The following is a 15,577-nucleotide window of genomic DNA, read 5'->3' as shown; positions in this document are numbered from 1 at the left end:
CCAGATTACCGGACACCGCTCAGCCGGTCCCGCCTAGGCTCGAGCCGTGAACGAGGTGCTCACGTGGCTGCTCGACGTCGTGCAGAGCGTCGACCCTCTCGTGCGCACGCTTCTGGCCGGCGTCGCCATGCTCCTGGAGACGAGCGTGCTCGTCGGGCTCGTCGTCCCCGGCGACACCGTCGTCCTCGTGGCCTCCACCGCCGTCGCATCGCCGCTGGAGGGCGTCGTGCTCGGTGTCGCGGTCGTCGCGGGCTCGCTCGCCGGAGAGAGCATCGGGTTCTGGCTCGGCCGGTGGCTCGGTCCTGTCATCCGCCGCTCCTGGATCGGCCGGCGGATCGGCGAGCCCAACTGGGAGCGCGCGCAGCGCTATCTCGACCGCCGCGGCGGGCTCGCGATCTTCCTCTCCCGCTTCATCCCGGTGCTGCACTCCCTCGTCCCGCTCACGGTGGGGATGAGCGGATACCGCTACCGCCGCTTCCTCGCGTGGACCCTGCCCGCGTGCGTCCTGTGGGCCGCGGTCTACATCACGGTCGGCTCCGCGGCAGCCGGTGGCTTTCGCCAGACGTCGCAGGAGATCCACTACGCCGGCTACCTCTTCGTCGCCGTCATCCTGCTGTTCGTCATCGGCATCGCCGTCGGCAAGCACCTCCTGACCCGGGCGGAGCGCCGGCACCTGGAGGACGCTCCGCCGGCCGCGGAGGACATGGAAGACTGAAGGGTGTGGCAGCCCGAGCGAAGAAGGACCTCACGCACAAAGTGCTGTGGCTCGCTCGTCTCGAACACCGGTTCCACGTCTGGCGCGAGCGGCGCGCCCGCCGGCGGGGGCTCCACCCGATCGTGGCGGCCTTCCCGGGCTACGGCAACGGCGAGTGGGTGCGCGTCCTCGGGCGTGTGCTGATTGCCCCGCCCTCGCGCGGCGTGACAGGCGAGGAGTACGCCGGCGTCCGCGGATGGCGCAGCTTCGCGGCCGTCCCCGTCGCCTACGCGCGGGTCACGGTCACGATCGCCGGCCGCGCGCACGAGGTCGTCTCCGACCGCGGCGGCGTCGTCGACACGGTCCTGCCGGCGACCCTCCCGCCCGGATGGAACACGCTGGAGATGTCGGTCGAGGGCCGCGCCACGGTCGAGGCGCGCGTCTACGTCGTCGCTCCCGACATCCGCTTCGGGATCGTGTCCGACGTCGACGACACCGTCATGGTGACCGCGCTCCCCCGGCCGCTGCTCGCCGCGTGGAACTCGTTCGTCGTCAACGAGCACGCCCGCCAGCCGGTGCCCGGGATGGCGGTGCTGCTGGAGCGGATCGTCCGCGCTCACGCCGGCTCCCCGCTCATCTACCTCTCGACCGGCGCGTGGAACATCGCGCCGACGCTCGCCCGGTTCCTGCGCCGCCAGCTCTTCCCGGCGGGCTCCATGCTCCTCACCGACTGGGGGCCGACCCACGACCGCTGGTTCCGCAGTGGGCGGGAGCACAAGCTCACGAACCTCCGGCGTCTCGCGGAGGAGTTCCCGCAGATCACGTGGCTCCTCATCGGCGACGACGGGCAGCACGACGAGGAGATTTACACCGAGTTCGCGCACGAGCATCCGGATCGCGTCGCCGCGGTCGCGATCCGCCGCCTGCTCCCCGCCGAGGCCGTGCTCGCGGGCGGCCGCACGGTGCTCGACGACCACTCCGACCTCGACGCGCCGTGGGTCACGGCCTCCGACGGGGCCGGCCTCCTCGACCTCCTCCGCGACGCCGGAGTCCGCGTCGAGGCCGACGCGCTGGAGGGCTGACGGGTGTGCGGGCGGTTCGTCGTGGCGCGGGTCGCGTCGGAGCTCGTCGGCCTGCTGAACATCGACGTCGAGAGCGAGGAGCTCCCGCCCCCGTCGTACAACGTCGCCCCCACCGACCGCGCCGCGATCGTGCTCGACTCGGCGAAGACGGATCCGCCCGTGCGGCGACTGGAGTCCGCCCGCTGGGGCCTCGTCCCGTCGTGGGCGAAGGATCCCTCCGTGGGCGCCCGCGCCTTCAACGCCCGCGCGGAGGAGCTCGAGGACAAGCCGATGTTCCGGCGTGCGCTGGAGAAGCACCGCGCGATCGTGCCGGCGTCCGGCTACTACGAGTGGAAGACGACGCCCGAGGGCAAGGTGCCGCACTACATCCGGCCGGAGGACGGCTCGCCGCTGCTGCTTGCCGGTCTCTACGAGTGGTGGCGCGACAAGACGAAGGCCGCGGACGATCCCGAGCGGTGGCTCCTCAGCTTCACGATCCTCACGCGTGACGCGATCGGCGAGCTCGGCTCGATCCACGACCGGATGCCCCTATTCCTCGACGCCGACTTCGCCGACGCCTGGCTCGACACCGACACGGACAACGTCCGCGACATCCTGGATGCCGCGATCGACGCGGCCCCCGCGGTCGCCGACACCCTACGCAACGACGTCGTCTCGAAGGCGGTCGGGAACTCGCGGAACGAGGGGCCGGAGCTCATCGAGCCCGTCGAGGACCAGGGCTGAGCGCGCGAGAAGGGGCCCCGGCTCGCGCCGAGGCCCCTTCAGAGCGACCAGTTCAGAACTGGTTCATCGTGTTGTCCTTGCCGCCGGCCTTGAGGGCCGCGTCGCCGGCGAAGTACTCCTTGTGGTTGTCGCCCATGTCGCTGCCGGCCATGTTCTGGTGCTTGACCGTGGCGATCCCCCCGCGGATCTCGCGGCGCTGGACGCCCTGCACGTAGGCGAGCATGCCCTCGTCGCCGAAGTAGCCCTTCGCAAGGTCGTCCGTGGACAGCGCCGCCGTGTGGTACGTCGGGAGCGTGATGAGGTGGTGGAAGATGCCCGCCCGCGCCGAACCGTCGCGCTGGAAGGTGCGGATCTTCTCGTCGGCCAGCTTCGCGAGCTCGGTGTCGTCGTAGTCGACGCTCATCAGGTCGCCCCGGTCGTAGGCCGAGACGTCCTTGCCCTGCTCCACGAGCAGGTCGTAGGCCTGCTGGCGGAAGTTGAGGGTCCAGTTGAACGACGGGCTGTTGTTGTACACGAGCTTCGCGTTCGGGATGACCTCACGGATGCGGTCCACCATGCCGGCGATCTGCTCGACGTGCGGCTTCTCGGTCTCGATCCACAGCAGGTCGGCGCCGTTCTGCAGCGAAGTGATGCAGTCGAGCACGACGCGGTCCTCGCCGGAGCCGGCGCGGAACTGGTACAGGTTGCTCGGCAGACGCTTCGGACGGACGAGCTTGCCGTCACGCGTGATGACGACGTCGCCGTTGCCGAGGTCGGCCGGCGAGATCTCGTCCACGTCGAGGAAGGAGTTGTACTGGTCGCCGAGGTCGCCCGGCACGTGCGAGACGGCGAGCTTCTGCGTGAGGCCGGCGCCGAGCGAGTCGGTGCGCGCCACGACCACGCCGTTGTCGATGCCGAGCTCGAGGAACGCGTAACGGACCGCGTTGAGCTTCGCGATGAAGTCCTCGTGCGGCACCGTCACCTTGCCGTCCTGGTGACCGCACTGCTTCTCGTCGGAGACCTGGTTCTCGATCTGGATGGCGCACGCGCCCGCCTCGATCATCTTCTTCGCCAGGAGGTACGTGGCCTCGGGGTTGCCGAAGCCCGCGTCGATGTCGGCGATGATCGGCACGACGTGGGTTTCGTAGTTGTCGATCTGCGACTGCACGAACTCGACGGCGGTCTCGTCACCGGCGAGACGCGCGTTGTCGAGCTGCGTGAAGAGGAGGTCGAGCTCGCGCGCGTCGGCCTGGCGGAGGAACGTGTAGAGCTCCTCGATGAGGGCCGGCACAGCGGTCTTCTCGTGCATCGACTGGTCGGGCAGGGGCCCGAACTCGGAGCGGAGCGCGGCGACCATCCAGCCCGACAGGTAGAGGTAGCGCTTGTTCGTCGTCTTGAGGTGCTTCTTGATCGAGATCAGCTTCTGCTGCCCGATGAAGCCGTGCCAGACGCCGAGCGACTGCGTGTAGACCGAGGAGTCAGCGTCGTACTCGGCCATGTCCCGGCGCATGATGTCCGCCGTGTACTGGGCGATCTCGAGGCCCGTCTTGAAGCGGTTCTGCGCCCGCATGCGCGCGACGTACTCGGGGTTGATGGCATCCCAGCCGGAGCCGTTCTGCTCCTTGAGGGCCTGGGTAGCTTTGATGTCGTCTTGGTACGCAGTCATTGTGATTCCTTCGCTGTAGCGGGAGCCGCCTGAAACCACTCTGAGCCAAGAAGATCCCGTGTTCCGACCATTCCGGGGGTGAAGATTGCACGTATTTCTTCGATCCGAAAGGGTTCCGGGGATGTCGGAGGGGGTGGGAAGGATGGTGGGGTGACGGCGAACCGGACCCTCGAGAGACGCCTGCGCTCGCATCGCCTGTCCGCGCCGGCCCGCACGGTCGAAGACGCGGCGCGCCACATGCTCGCGGTGCAGGCGCAGGAATTCTGGGGCGGACGGTGGGCGCTGGCGGCCCGCGCGTCCGGCGCGCCGAGCGTGTCGCGCGTCGACGCCGCCTTCGCGCGCCGCCGGCTCGTCCGGACGTGGACGATGCGGGGCACCCTCCACGTCGCCCCGGCGGAGGACGTCGGCTGGATGCTGTCGGTCACGGGAGAGCGTCAGCTCCGGATGGCCGCACCCCGGCACCGCGAGCTCGGCCTCGACGTCGAGACGTTGGCCCGCGCGGAGCGCGTCGTCCGCGCGGCGCTCACGGGCGGCGGCCGGCTCACCCGCAAGGAGTTCGCCGACGTGCTCGCCGCGGGCGGCGTCGATCCGGTGGGCCAGCGCGGCATCCATGTCCTGCAGAGCCTCGCACTGCGTGGCGTCATCGTGTGGGGGCCCGTCGTCCCGAACCCGAGCGGGCCGACGCGCGAGCAGTACGTCGTGCTCACCGAGGAGTGGATCGACGGGTCGGCGGCTCCCGCGGATCCGCTCGCCGAGTTCTTCGCCCGGTACATCGGGTCGCACGGTCCGGCGACGGTGCGCGACTTCGCGTGGTGGAGCGGGCTGCCGCTCGGCGTCGCCCGGTCGGCCGCAGAGGCCGCCGGCGATCGGCTCGTCGTCGCCGCCGACGGGACGGATCCGGCGTACGTGCTCGCCGGCGCGGGCCCGCGCCGCTCCGCCACCGCTCCCGAGGTGATCGCGCTGCCGCCGTTCGAGGAGTACTACCTCTCGTATGTCGACCGCTCCCTCCCCTGCGTGCCGGAGTTCGGCGCGATCGTCGGGCCGGCGCAGAACGGCATCGTGCGACCGGTCCTGCTCGCCCGTGGCGAGATCGTCGGGGTCTGGACGCACTCCCGTGCCGTGGGCCGCCACGCCGACGACCCGGTGCCGGAGCTCTTCGTGCCCGGTGCCGCGACGGATGCCGAGGTCGCGGCCGCGCTGGATCGCTACGCGGCGTTCATCAGCGGCTGAGGAAGAGGACGCCCCTCGGTCCGTTCGTCGACATGGATCGGCACCACTACTCTTGAACGGTGTTCAAGAACTGGAACGAGCTCGCATCACGTCAACTCGATGGCGAAGTCCTCAGCCGCGCGGAAGCGTTGGCGATCCTACGGTCGGACGATGCGGAACTCCTCTCCCTGGTGGCGGCCGGCGGCCTCCTTCGACGGGCCGCGTTCGGCGACACCGTGAAGGTGAACTACCTCGTGAACCTGAAGTCCGGTCTCTGTCCCGAGGACTGCCACTACTGCTCGCAGCGCTTGGGCTCCACCGCGCAGATCCTCAAGTATTCCTGGCTGAGTCCGGCCGAGACCGCGGCGCAGGCGTCGGTCGGCATCCGCGCCGGCGCCTCGCGGGTGTGCCTGGTAGCGAGCGGCACCGGCCCGAGCCATCGTGACGTGGAGCGAGTGGCGGAGCTCGTCGGCAAGGTGAAGACGGAGCATCCGCAGGTGGAAGTGTGCGTGTGCCTCGGGATCCTGAGAGACGCCCAGGCGGAGCGGCTTCGAGCGGCCGGCGCGGACGCCTACAACCACAACCTCAACACCAGCGAATCCCGATATGGCGAGATCTGCACGACGCACACGTTCGCCGACCGCGTGCAGACGGTCGAGAAGGTGCAGCAGGCTGGCCTCTCGGCGTGCGCAGGTCTGATCGTCGGGATGGGCGAGAGCGACGAGGAACTGGTGGATGCGATCTTCGCGCTTCGAGACCTGGGCGCCGACTCCATCCCGGTGAACTTCCTCATGCCCTTCGAGGGCACGCCTCTCGCCGACACCTGGCTCCTGACTCCGGCGCAATGCGTGCGCATCCTCGCGCTGGCCCGATTCGCCTGCCCGTCCGCAGAGGTACGGATGGCGGGCGGACGCGAGCTGCACCTGCGGACGCTGCAATCGCTGGCCCTGCACCTGGCGAACTCGCTCTTCCTCGGCGACTACCTGACGAGCGAAGGCCAGGAGGCCTCCGCGGACCTTGAGATGATCGCGGACGCCGGCTTCCGGGTGCTCGGCGCCGAGGACCGCGAGCTCGCGGACGAAGGCGTGACGATCCGGCGCCGCGGCGCCGGCACCGAGATCCCGGCGAATGCCTGACGGCGGGGCCGGCGCCACCGTCCTCGAACGCGACCGGGAGCTGGTTTGGCACCCCTATGCCCGCCTCGAGGATGCCGCCGCCTACGAGGTGACCGCTGCCGACGGCGTGACGCTGACGTTGTCCGCCCCGGACGGGACGACGCACGAGGTCATCGACGGGATGAGCTCGTGGTGGAGTGCGATCCACGGCTACCGGCATGCGGAGCTGGACGCCGCACTGACCGCGCAAGCCGGGCGGTTCAGCCACGTCATGTTCGGCGGCCTCACGCACGAACCGGCGGTGGGGCTCGCCGAACGCTTGGTGACCCTGACGCCGGCGCCGTTGCAGCACGTGTTCTTCGCGGATTCCGGCTCGGTGTCCGTCGAGGTCGCGCTGAAGCTCGCGCTGCAGTACCAGACCGCGACCGGAAGAGCCGGGCGACGTCGTTTCGTCGCGCTCCGGGGCGGCTACCACGGCGACACAGCCGGGGCGATGGCGGTGTCCGACCCGGTGGATGGCATGCACGCCGCCTTTCCCGGTCACCTCGCCGTGCATCTGTTCCTCCCGCGACCTCCGGCGGCGCGCCTGCGGAACGGGGAGCTGGTCAGCGACCCTGAGGCTGTGTCGGCGTGGGTGGCCGTTGCCAATGAGCTGTTCGAGCGGCATGCGCATGAGGCTGCCGGGATCATCGTCGAACCGGTGCTCCAGGGCGCGGGCGGCATGCACGTCTACGCGCCGGAGTGCCTGATCGCGCTCCGGCGACTCGCGGACCGGCACGGGATCCTGCTGATCTTCGACGAGATCGCCACCGGTTTCGGCCGCACCGGCAGACTCTTCGGCGCCGACTGGGCCGACGTGACCCCCGATGTGATGTGCGTCGGAAAGGCCTTGACCGGCGGCTATCTGACGCTGGCAGCGATGATCTGCCGCACCGAGGTCGCGCAGGCTCTCGCCACGACACCGCACGGCGTGCTCCTGCACGGACCTACGTTCATGGCCAACCCCCTCGCCACCGCCACGGCATCCGCGTCGCTCGACCTCCTGGGCCGCGGCGAGTGGCCGGGTCAGGTCGCCGGCATCCAGGACGCCCTGGCCGACACACTGGCGCCCGCGCGCGACATCGACGGTGTTCGCGATGTCCGGGTGCTCGGAGCCGTCGGCGTGATCGAGCTGGACCGGCCGGTGGACCTGGTGCGGGTGACGCGCACCGCTGTAGAGCACGGCGCATGGCTGCGCCCGTTTCGCAACCTCGTCTATACGATGCCGCCCTACCTCTGCACGACCGCGGATGCGGAGACGATCGGGCGATCGATGGTCGCCGCGGTCGCCGGGATACTCCGCTGATGGCGGCCATGCAGACCTGGATGACGCGCGCGGCAGAGGTGCGGCGACGCCGGCACCTGGTCCGCGACGCGCGGGAGCACGGGGACGGGATGATCGATTTCGCGTCGAACGACTATCTCGATCTGTCGCGAGACCCACGGGTCGTGGAGGCGGCCGTCTGCGCGACGCGCCAGGACGGCGCGGGCGCCCGCGCATCGCGGCTCGTGACCGGGACGCTGCCGGTCCACACCGACCTCGAAGCAGCCCTGTGCGAGCTGACCGGCCAGGCGACCGCCCTCGCGTTCTCCAGCGGATACACCGCGAACCTGGCGGTGCTCACCGCGCTCGGCGGGCCCGACACGCTCGTCGTGCTCGACGAACACGTGCACGCCTCCCTGATCGATGGGGCACGACTGTCGCGCTCCCCCGTCGTGATGAACCCGCACCGGGACCTCGAGCGTCTTCGCGCGATGCTCGCCCAGCGCACCCAGAGGCGCGCGCTCGTCGTCGTCGAGTCCGTGTACTCGGTCCTCGGCGACACGGCCGATCTGGTCGAGGTCGCGGCTCTGTGCGCGGAGCACGACGCGATCCTCGTCGTCGACGAAGCCCACGGCGTCGGCGTTCTCGGTGAAGGACGCGGCGCGGTGCACGCGGCGAGACTCCACGCGCGAGATGAGGTCGTCGTCACCGCCACGCTGTCGAAGGCCCTCGGCGCCATGGGCGGGGCGGTCCTCGGCTCCGAGCTGATCCGGGAGCACCTGGTCAACACCGCACGGTCCTTCGTCTACGACACCGGCCTCGCGCCCGCCCCCGCGGCCGCCGCCGCCGCGGCGTGCCGCATCATCCTCACCGAACCGCAGCGCGTCCGTCAGCTGCAGAAGAACGCCGATCTGCTCGCGCGTGCTGCGGGGGTGCCGCGCGCTCCGGGACCCGTGCAATCCGTGCCGGTCGGCACCGCGGAGCGGGCGCGCCGCCTCGCCGACAGCCTCTACGACCAGGGCCAGCTGGTGGGCTGCTTCCGCCCGCCGAGCGTCCCCGATGGGGTCTCGCGCATCCGGCTGACGGCCCACAGCGGCCACCGCCCCGACGACATCGATCGCGTCGGCGAGCTGCTCCGCGCGGGCCTCGCCGAGCAGGAGGTGCGCGGATGAGCGCCTACCTGACGGTCCGCGACCCCGACGAGGTGCGCGAGGTGCTCCGCCGATCCGAGGAGTTCCTGCCGACGAACGCGTTGGTCTCGGTTACGCCCCTGAGCGCCGAGGCTCGTCGGATCCTCAGCCGGGCACGCTTCGCCCTGCCGCCCATCCTCGCCTCCGCGACGGGAGAGCAACACCGCACAGTGCGCCGGCTCGTGGCCGGCTTCTTCACTCCGGCAAAGGTCGGCGCGGTATTCCCGCACATCGTCGATCTGACGCGGCACCGTGCGCGGCTGGCCGCGCCAGCGCTCGCCGACGGACCGATCGACCTCGTTCGCGCCGTCGCCCGACACGTCCCGCCGGCGATCATGGAGTCGCTCACAGGCATCGCGAACCCCGACCTCGACACGTTGAATCGGTGGAGCAAGGACTCGCTCGAGCTGTTCTGGGGATGGCCTGACCCGCCTCGTCAACGGGAGCTCGCGCACAGCGCCGCCGAGTTCTACACCTGGCTCCGCGAGACCGTCGACGCGCACCCGGACGACAGCCTCTTCGGCACCCTCCAGCGCGCGGGACTGACGACGACGGAGATCTGCTCGCTCGGCTACTTCCTCCTCATCGCCGGGCAGGAGACGACCACACAGCTCATCGGCGTCGCTTACTACCGCGCCCTGCAGACCCCGCGCCTCTGGGCCACACTCGCCGCCGGAGGATCCGCGAGCGGATTCGTGCGCGGCATCCTCGCGGCTGACTCCTCCGTGCCGGCCTGGCGCCGGACCGCCGCTTCGGCCACCACGCTCGGCGGTACGGCCATCCCCGCCGGCGCGGAGATCCTCCTCGAGCTCACCGGGCATCATCCGCCCGACGCGGCGCCCACCGCATACACGCTCGCGTTCGGTCACGGCGTGCACCGATGCCTGGGCGCGAGGCTTGCCGAGCTCGAGGCGACGACCGTTCTCGAACAGACCGCGCGCGCCCTTCCCCATCTCGCCCTGCACGGGCCGGCGCCCGCTTGGCAGCGCCTGCTCTCGTTTCGGACGCCGACGACAGTCCTCGTGACGGCGAGCAGCCCATGAACGACCGTCTGGCACCGATCATCCTCATCACGGGCACGGACACCGATGTCGGCAAGACGATCACCACGGCGGCGCTCGCTACGGCTCTCGCCGCCACCGGCCGCACGGTCGCCGTCGACAAGCCCGTCCAAACGGGCGTCCGCGGGGCCGAGCAGGGAGACGTCGACGAGATCGTTCGATTGACCGGGATCCGGGCGGTCGGCGAGGGGATTCGCCTCCGCGCGGCCATGGCCCCCCTTGCCGCCGCGGCCCACCAGCAGCACACGCTTCCCGTCCTCGAGGAGCACCTCGCCCGCGTCGAGTCCCTCAGCGCCCACCACGACCACGTCCTTGTCGAAGGCGCTGGCGGACTCCTGGTCCGTCTCACGGCGAGCGGCCAGACCATCGCCGACCTCGCGGGCGCGCTCGGGCCCGCCGCCGATCTCCTCGTGGTGACCCGCGCCGGGCTCGGCACCCTCAACCACACGGAGCTGACGCTCGAGGCCCTCGCTCACCGGGGCCTTCGCGCCCGCGGCCTTGTCATCGGCGACTGGCCAGCGATGCCCGGCCCCGTCGAGGTCGGCAACCACGCTGTTCTCCAGATGATGGGAACGCCGCTCCTCGGCCGCATCCCGCACGGGGCGTCAGACCTGCCCGGGCCCGAGTTCCGCCGGCGCGCAAGCACGTGGTTCCGGGCCCTCCCCGCCGAGCCGCCGGAGGCCCGGGGACGCGAGCGGGAACGCTACGCGGCGTCCACCGGCTGCTGAGTCGGGCGGTTCTGCAGGGAGAGATAGGTGACGCACACGATGAACGCCGCCAGCAGGATGGCGGTGATCACGCCGGTGCCGAGACCGATCCCGCCGCGGGCGGGGCCGACGCCGAGCCAGTCGGCGAACGAGGCCCCGAGCGGCCGGGTCAGCACGTAGGCGATCCAGAACGCGACGATCGCGTTCATGCGGAAGAAGAAGTAACCGATCGCCGGGATCGCGATGAGGACGAGGAACACGAGTCCCGCGACGAAGTATCCGAGGCCGAGCGAACTGGCGAGCCAGTCGCCCGTCGCCGTCCCCAGCGCGAAGGTGAGGAGCACCGCCGCCCAGTAGAAGGCCTCCCGCCGCGTCGTGCGGATCGAGTGGATCGAGAGCGTGCGCTCCACCGACCACCAGAGGGTGAAGACCGCCGCCAGCGCCACCGCGAAGACGACGGTGGACACGGCATACGGCACGCCGAACTGGACGTGGACGACGTCGGCGGCCATCGTGCCGAACACGCTGACCATCGCGGCGGCCGACCAGTACACCCACGGCACGTAACGGCGCATCCGGAACTGGACGACGAGGATCGCGATCAGCGCGAGGAGGGCCACCGCGACCGCGACGACGGGTTCGATCGTCGTGACGAGGAAGTCGCTCGCCGTCTCCCCCATCCCGGTCGTGAGCACTTTTACGACCCAGAAGAGGACCGTGATCTGCGGCACCTTGTCGGTCATCGCTCGGGCCGCGTCGAGCGCGGTCGAAGAAGTTCCTCGGCGGGTCTCAGGCATCGCTGCGAGCATAACCGCTCCGACGGTGCGTTCTGGCCCGCCGGCGTAGTCTCGGAGGAGTGCCTCCTCTCGCGTCGTGGCTTCCGTGGGCTGTCTGCGTCGCCCTCCTCGCGCTCGTCGGCGTCGTCGTCCTCCGCCTCTTCCGCATCGCTTCACCGCTGGCCGGGCTGTTCGCGCTCCTGCGCGGCACGGCGCAACTGATCATCCTCAGCGTCATCCTCTCCGGCGTCATCACCTCCCTGGGGTGGGTTGCGCTGGCGGTGGCGGTGACGTTCGGTGCGGCGGTCTTCACGGCGACTCGTCGAATCGGGCTCGGCATGGGGAGCGTGGTTGCCGTGACGGTCGCCATGCTTGCCGGGGTCGCGGTATCGCTCGGCGTCGTGTTCCTCACCGGTGCCGTCGAGTTCAACGCCCGGTATGTGCTCGCGATGGCCGGCATCGTGATCGGCAACACCATGACCGTTGCGGCGCTCGGCGGCACCCACCTGCGCGCGCTCGTCACGGACCGCTGGACCGAGGTAGAGGCCTGGCTCACGGTGGGAGCATCGCCCCGTCGAGCCGCCCGGGATTTCGCGCGTCTTGCGGCATCGAGAGCGATCATCCCCGGAATCGATCAAACGAAGACCACGGGTCTCGTGGTCCTTCCCGGCGCGTTCGTCGGCGCCATCTTCGGCGGCCTCTCGCCGCTCGAAGCAGGCCGCTTCCAGATCGTGGTTCTCGCCGCGATCGTCGCCAGCTCCTCGATCGTCTCGACGCTCCTCACCTCGCTTCTCCGATCCCGCGCCGTCGCCCGACCGGAGCGCGAATTCGCTTAAGTACATGCGTACTAGTACGCTTGTACTTATGTCTTCGACCAAACCCGCGACGCGCGACCCCCAGGCGCGACGCCAGGCGATCGTCGTGGCGGCCGCGGACCTGATCGTCGAGATCGGGCTGAACGCGGTCACCCACCGCAAGGTCGCCGCCCGCGCCGGCGTGCCGCTCGGGGCGACGACGCACTACTTCGCGACCCTCGACGACCTGCTCGCCGACGCGCTCGCGCTCCTGGGCGCCTCCGTCGAGGAGAGCCTCGCCGAGCTCGCCGCGGTGCTGGACGATGCGGTCGATCGACCTCGCGCGCTGGCGCGGCTGTTCGCCGGGTACATGCGGGACCCGGTCCGACTCCGGGCCGAGACCGCGTTCTACATTGCCAGCGCGGAGAATCCGCGGCTGAGCGGACTGCCGGCCCGCTGGTACGAGGGGCTGGTCGCCGAGCTGTCGAACTACTCGAGCCCGGCCGCCGCGCGAGCCGTGGCCATCTATGCGGACGGCGTCATGATGCACGCCGCGCAGAACATCACCCCGATCGAGGAAGACGAGCTCGTCTGGGCGATCGAACGACTGCTGAAGGAAGAGGACTGATGTCGAGGTTCGCACCGCCGCTCGCGGCGGAGACGATGACCCACCGCCAACGCTGGCTGGCGTTGACGATGCTGGCCGGGAGCCTCCTGGTCGTCATGATGGACATGACGATCCTCATCATGGCGCTGCCCGGACTCATCGAGGATCTCGAGCCGTCCGCGTCGCAGCAGCTGTGGATCGTCGACATCTACTCGCTGATCCTCGCCGGCCTGCTGATCCCGATGAGCGCGCTGGCGGACCGATTCGGCCGCAAACGGATGCTGCTGATCGGGTTCGCGCTCTTCGGCGTCGTGTCGGTCCTCGTGCTGTTCGCGACCAGCGCCGCGTTCGTCATCGGGCTCCGCGCCCTCCTGGGCGCCGCGGGCGCGATGATCATGCCGACCACGCTGTCGATGATCCGCACGATCTTCCACGACCCGACCGAGCGCGCCCGCGCGCTCGCGATCTGGTCGGTCATCTCCGGTCTGGGCGTCATCATCGGCCCGCTCCTCGGCGGACTGCTGCTCCAGTTCTTCTCGTGGCACTCCGCGTTCCTCGTGAACGTGCCGTTCGTGATCGCCGCGATCGCGTTCGGCGTCGTGCTGCTCCCCGAGGGCCGCGACCCCAACCCGCCGCGCTGGGACGTGGTCGCCACGGTCCTGTCGATCGCCGGGATGGTGCTGCTCGTCTGGGGCATCAAGCAGCTCGGCGAGTACGGCTGGGGCAACCCCGTCGCCTGGATCATGGTCGGCGCGGCCGCGATCCTGCTCACCCTGTTCGTCCGGCGCTGCCTGAGCCGTCCCGATCCGCTGCTCGAGGTCCGGCTGTTCCGCAGCAAGCCGTTCACCGCGGGCGCGATCGCAGCTCTCACCGCCAGCCTCGCGATGGCGGCGCTGATTCTCCTCGTGGCGCAGTGGCTGCAGGCCGTCGCCGGCTTCACACCCGTCGTCGCGGGGGTCGCGGTGCTGCCCATGGCGATCGGATCCCTTATCGCCGCGCCGTTCGCCCCGAACCTGGCGATCCGCTTCGGTGCGCGGAACATTCTCGCCGGCGGACTCGTCCTGGCGGGGGCCGGGCTGCTCCTGCTGTTCGCCACGGGCGGCCCGACGAGCTACCTCCAGCTCATCGCCCCGCTGTTCCTGGTCGGCGCCGGCACGGGATCACTCGCGATCGCCTCGGCGATCATCATGGGTTCGACGCCCACCGCGAAGGCCGGCAGCGCCGCCGCGATCGAGGAGTCGATGTACGACATCGGCAACGTCCTCGGCGTCGCCATCCTCGGCTCCCTGTCCGCGGCCCTCTACCGCGACCACCTCGCGATCGGGCAGTTCGCCGAGCAGGGCATCACGGGCGAGCTCGCCCACTCCGCCGAGGAGTCCATCGTGGGCGCACTGACCGTGGCCGAGCAGCGCGGCCTCCCTGCGCTCGCCGACGCCGCGACGGCCGCGTTCGGGGACGGGATCGCCCAGGCCGCGCTCGTCGGCGGTCTCCTGCTCGTTGCGGCGGCCGTGACCGTGTTCACGCTGGTCCCCCGCCGATTCGACATCGCCGCCCACAACCACTGACCCGCATCACGACGGGCGAGCGGGGATCGTGTCCCACTCAGCGGACCCGTGATTGGACATCTGGAGGTTGTTCACATAGCTGACTCATCGACATCGTGGCGGGAACCAGAACCGCGACGAAGGAGTCAGCAGTGGCCTCACCAATCCGTCCGAACAGCATCCAACCGGCGCGGCGGCGCGCCCTCGCACGAACGGCGGGAGCGGCGTCGGTCGTGCTCGCGCTCGCCGGGGCGCTCGTCGCATGCGCCAATCCGACGACCGGACCCGCCGGGCCCACGCCGTCGAGCGGACCGATCGAGGTCACCAAGGACTCGGCGATCGCCGCGATGGTGCCCTCCGCCATCGCGCAGCGCGGCACCTTCACCGTGGCCGTCAACCCCGGAGCCGCCCCGATCAAGTTCGTCGACACCGACGGCAAGATCGTGGGCCTCGCCCCGGAGCTGCTCGAGCTCGCCGGGAAGGTCATGGGCCTCGAGGCCCAGATGCAGACGACCACGTTCGACGCGCTGATCCCGGGCCTTCAGGCGCAGCGGTTCGACGTGATCGCGTCGATGGGCGACCTCAAGGAGCGCCAGGAGACCATCGACTTCGTCGATTACCTCGACGCACCGCTGGCCATCGCCGCCGCGGCATCGTTCCCGAAGGACAAGATCGAGCTCTCCGACCTGTGCGGGCTCAACGTCGGCTTCGTCCGCGGCCAGGCCCAGCAGGGATCCATCCAGAAAGCGTCCGACAGCTGCACTGCGGCGGGCAAGGGGGCGGTCACCGCGACCGCCTTCCAGGACGCCCCGGCGGGAATGCTCGCCGTAGCGAGCGGACAGGCCGACGCGTTCTGGGGCGACGCCCCGCCGATCACGTACAACGTGCAAACGGACCCGAGCACGTACAAGCTCGTGTACGAATCGGATCCCACCGTCTACGGGATCGGCGTCCTGAAGACGAACCCCCAGTTCACGGCGGCTCTGCAGAAGGCGCTGCAGAAGCTGGAGGCCGACGGCGTCGCGCGGCAGGTGCTCGACAAGTGGGGCCAGGGCCAGTACGCGATCGACGGATTCCCGCTGAACACCGGAACGGGCCTGTGACGTCCTCCATGCTCGACCGGCAGC

General features: G+C 70.3%; 15 protein-coding genes. 13 read left to right on the top strand and 2 right to left on the bottom strand.

The window, feature by feature from the left end; translation table 11 throughout:
- Positions 1 to 46: 46 nt before the first annotated feature.
- From ABCS02_RS23920 to ABCS02_RS23910, 3 genes are read left to right on the top strand one after another with little or no spacing between them, the layout of a single operon-like run.
- A complete protein-coding gene (locus ABCS02_RS23920) occupies positions 47 to 715 on the top strand; it encodes a DedA family protein (RefSeq protein ID WP_345838205.1) in 669 nt (222 codons plus the stop codon).
- 5 nt (positions 716 to 720) lie between these two features.
- A complete protein-coding gene (locus ABCS02_RS23915; RefSeq protein ID WP_345838204.1) occupies positions 721 to 1,776 on the top strand; it encodes a phosphatase domain-containing protein in 1,056 nt (351 codons plus the stop codon).
- 3 nt (positions 1,777 to 1,779) lie between these two features.
- A complete protein-coding gene (locus ABCS02_RS23910) occupies positions 1,780 to 2,499 on the top strand; it encodes an SOS response-associated peptidase (protein ID WP_345838203.1) in 720 nt (239 codons plus the stop codon).
- A 52-nt stretch (positions 2,500 to 2,551) separates the two neighbouring features.
- Here the strand turns inward: ABCS02_RS23910 and ABCS02_RS23905 are convergent, their stop codons facing one another.
- Complete coding sequence (locus ABCS02_RS23905) at positions 2,552 to 4,144, bottom strand: isocitrate lyase (protein WP_345838202.1); 1,593 nt, start codon at positions 4,142 to 4,144, stop codon at positions 2,552 to 2,554.
- 150 nt (positions 4,145 to 4,294) lie between these two features.
- Here ABCS02_RS23905 and ABCS02_RS23900 point away from each other — a divergent pair, with 150 nt between their 5' ends.
- The 6 genes from ABCS02_RS23900 to bioD are packed head-to-tail and all read left to right on the top strand — an operon-like array spanning position 4,295 to position 10,750.
- Entirely contained in the window at positions 4,295 to 5,374 is a 1,080-nt protein-coding gene (locus ABCS02_RS23900) for a winged helix DNA-binding domain-containing protein (RefSeq protein ID WP_345838201.1), read from the top strand.
- A gap of 59 nt (positions 5,375 to 5,433) precedes the next feature.
- Positions 5,434 to 6,489 (top strand): biotin synthase BioB, encoded by a 1,056-nt coding sequence (gene bioB, locus ABCS02_RS23895; protein ID WP_345838200.1) that lies wholly within the window; start codon positions 5,434 to 5,436, stop codon positions 6,487 to 6,489.
- Positions 6,482 to 7,813, top strand: coding sequence for an adenosylmethionine--8-amino-7-oxononanoate transaminase (locus tag ABCS02_RS23890; protein WP_345838199.1), 1,332 nt, complete (start codon positions 6,482 to 6,484; stop codon positions 7,811 to 7,813). Before bioB ends, ABCS02_RS23890 begins: the two co-directional genes overlap by 8 nt.
- On the top strand, positions 7,813 to 8,943 hold the full coding sequence (locus ABCS02_RS23885) for an 8-amino-7-oxononanoate synthase (protein WP_345838198.1): 1,131 nt from the start codon (positions 7,813 to 7,815) through the stop codon (positions 8,941 to 8,943). The genes ABCS02_RS23890 and ABCS02_RS23885 overlap by 1 nt, the downstream gene beginning before the upstream one ends.
- Positions 8,940 to 10,004: a cytochrome P450 gene (locus ABCS02_RS23880; protein ID WP_345838197.1), complete on the top strand. Its 1,065-nt coding sequence runs from the start codon at positions 8,940 to 8,942 to the stop codon at positions 10,002 to 10,004. Before ABCS02_RS23885 ends, ABCS02_RS23880 begins: the two co-directional genes overlap by 4 nt.
- Positions 10,001 to 10,750: a dethiobiotin synthase gene (gene bioD, locus ABCS02_RS23875; protein ID WP_345838196.1), complete on the top strand. Its 750-nt coding sequence runs from the start codon at positions 10,001 to 10,003 to the stop codon at positions 10,748 to 10,750. The genes ABCS02_RS23880 and bioD overlap by 4 nt, the downstream gene beginning before the upstream one ends.
- On the opposite strand, the gene ABCS02_RS23870 is transcribed toward bioD, so the two are convergent.
- Complete coding sequence (locus ABCS02_RS23870) at positions 10,726 to 11,526, bottom strand: hypothetical protein (RefSeq protein ID WP_345838195.1); 801 nt, start codon at positions 11,524 to 11,526, stop codon at positions 10,726 to 10,728. The two genes, bioD and ABCS02_RS23870, sit on opposite strands and share 25 nt — an antisense overlap.
- Positions 11,527 to 11,585: 59 nt before the next feature.
- Between ABCS02_RS23870 and ABCS02_RS23865 the strand changes: the two genes are divergently transcribed.
- The 4 genes from ABCS02_RS23865 to ABCS02_RS23850 all read left to right on the top strand — a co-directional run bounded on the left by ABCS02_RS23865 (position 11,586) and on the right by ABCS02_RS23850 (position 15,553).
- A complete protein-coding gene (locus ABCS02_RS23865) occupies positions 11,586 to 12,341 on the top strand; it encodes an ABC transporter permease (RefSeq protein ID WP_345838194.1) in 756 nt (251 codons plus the stop codon).
- Between the two features lie 28 nt (positions 12,342 to 12,369).
- Complete coding sequence (locus ABCS02_RS23860) at positions 12,370 to 12,927, top strand: TetR family transcriptional regulator (protein ID WP_345838193.1); 558 nt, start codon at positions 12,370 to 12,372, stop codon at positions 12,925 to 12,927.
- Entirely contained in the window at positions 12,927 to 14,471 is a 1,545-nt protein-coding gene (locus ABCS02_RS23855) for an MFS transporter (protein WP_345838192.1), read from the top strand. The genes ABCS02_RS23860 and ABCS02_RS23855 overlap by 1 nt, the downstream gene beginning before the upstream one ends.
- 131 nt (positions 14,472 to 14,602) lie before the next feature.
- A complete protein-coding gene (locus ABCS02_RS23850; protein ID WP_345838191.1) occupies positions 14,603 to 15,553 on the top strand; it encodes an ABC transporter substrate-binding protein in 951 nt (316 codons plus the stop codon).
- Positions 15,554 to 15,577: the final 24 nt, after the last annotated feature.

It is taken from the genome of Microbacterium sp. X-17, assembly GCF_039615055.1.
The sequence above is the reverse complement of the archived record's forward strand: the minus strand, read 5'-3'. Positions and strand labels throughout refer to the sequence as shown.

Coding starts and splice junctions, on each gene's coding strand:
- bioD (WP_345838196.1), top strand. CDS start 10,001: ATGAACGACCGTCTGGCACCGATCATCCTCATCACGGGCACGGACACC.
- ABCS02_RS23885 (WP_345838198.1), top strand. CDS start 7,813: ATGGCGGCCATGCAGACCTGGATGACGCGCGCGGCAGAGGTGCGGCGA.
- ABCS02_RS23870 (WP_345838195.1), bottom strand. CDS start 11,526: ATGCCTGAGACCCGCCGAGGAACTTCTTCGACCGCGCTCGACGCGGCC.
- ABCS02_RS23890 (WP_345838199.1), top strand. CDS start 6,482: ATGCCTGACGGCGGGGCCGGCGCCACCGTCCTCGAACGCGACCGGGAG.
- ABCS02_RS23860 (WP_345838193.1), top strand. CDS start 12,370: ATGTCTTCGACCAAACCCGCGACGCGCGACCCCCAGGCGCGACGCCAG.
- ABCS02_RS23880 (WP_345838197.1), top strand. CDS start 8,940: ATGAGCGCCTACCTGACGGTCCGCGACCCCGACGAGGTGCGCGAGGTG.
- ABCS02_RS23905 (WP_345838202.1), bottom strand. CDS start 4,144: ATGACTGCGTACCAAGACGACATCAAAGCTACCCAGGCCCTCAAGGAG.
- ABCS02_RS23855 (WP_345838192.1), top strand. CDS start 12,927: ATGTCGAGGTTCGCACCGCCGCTCGCGGCGGAGACGATGACCCACCGC.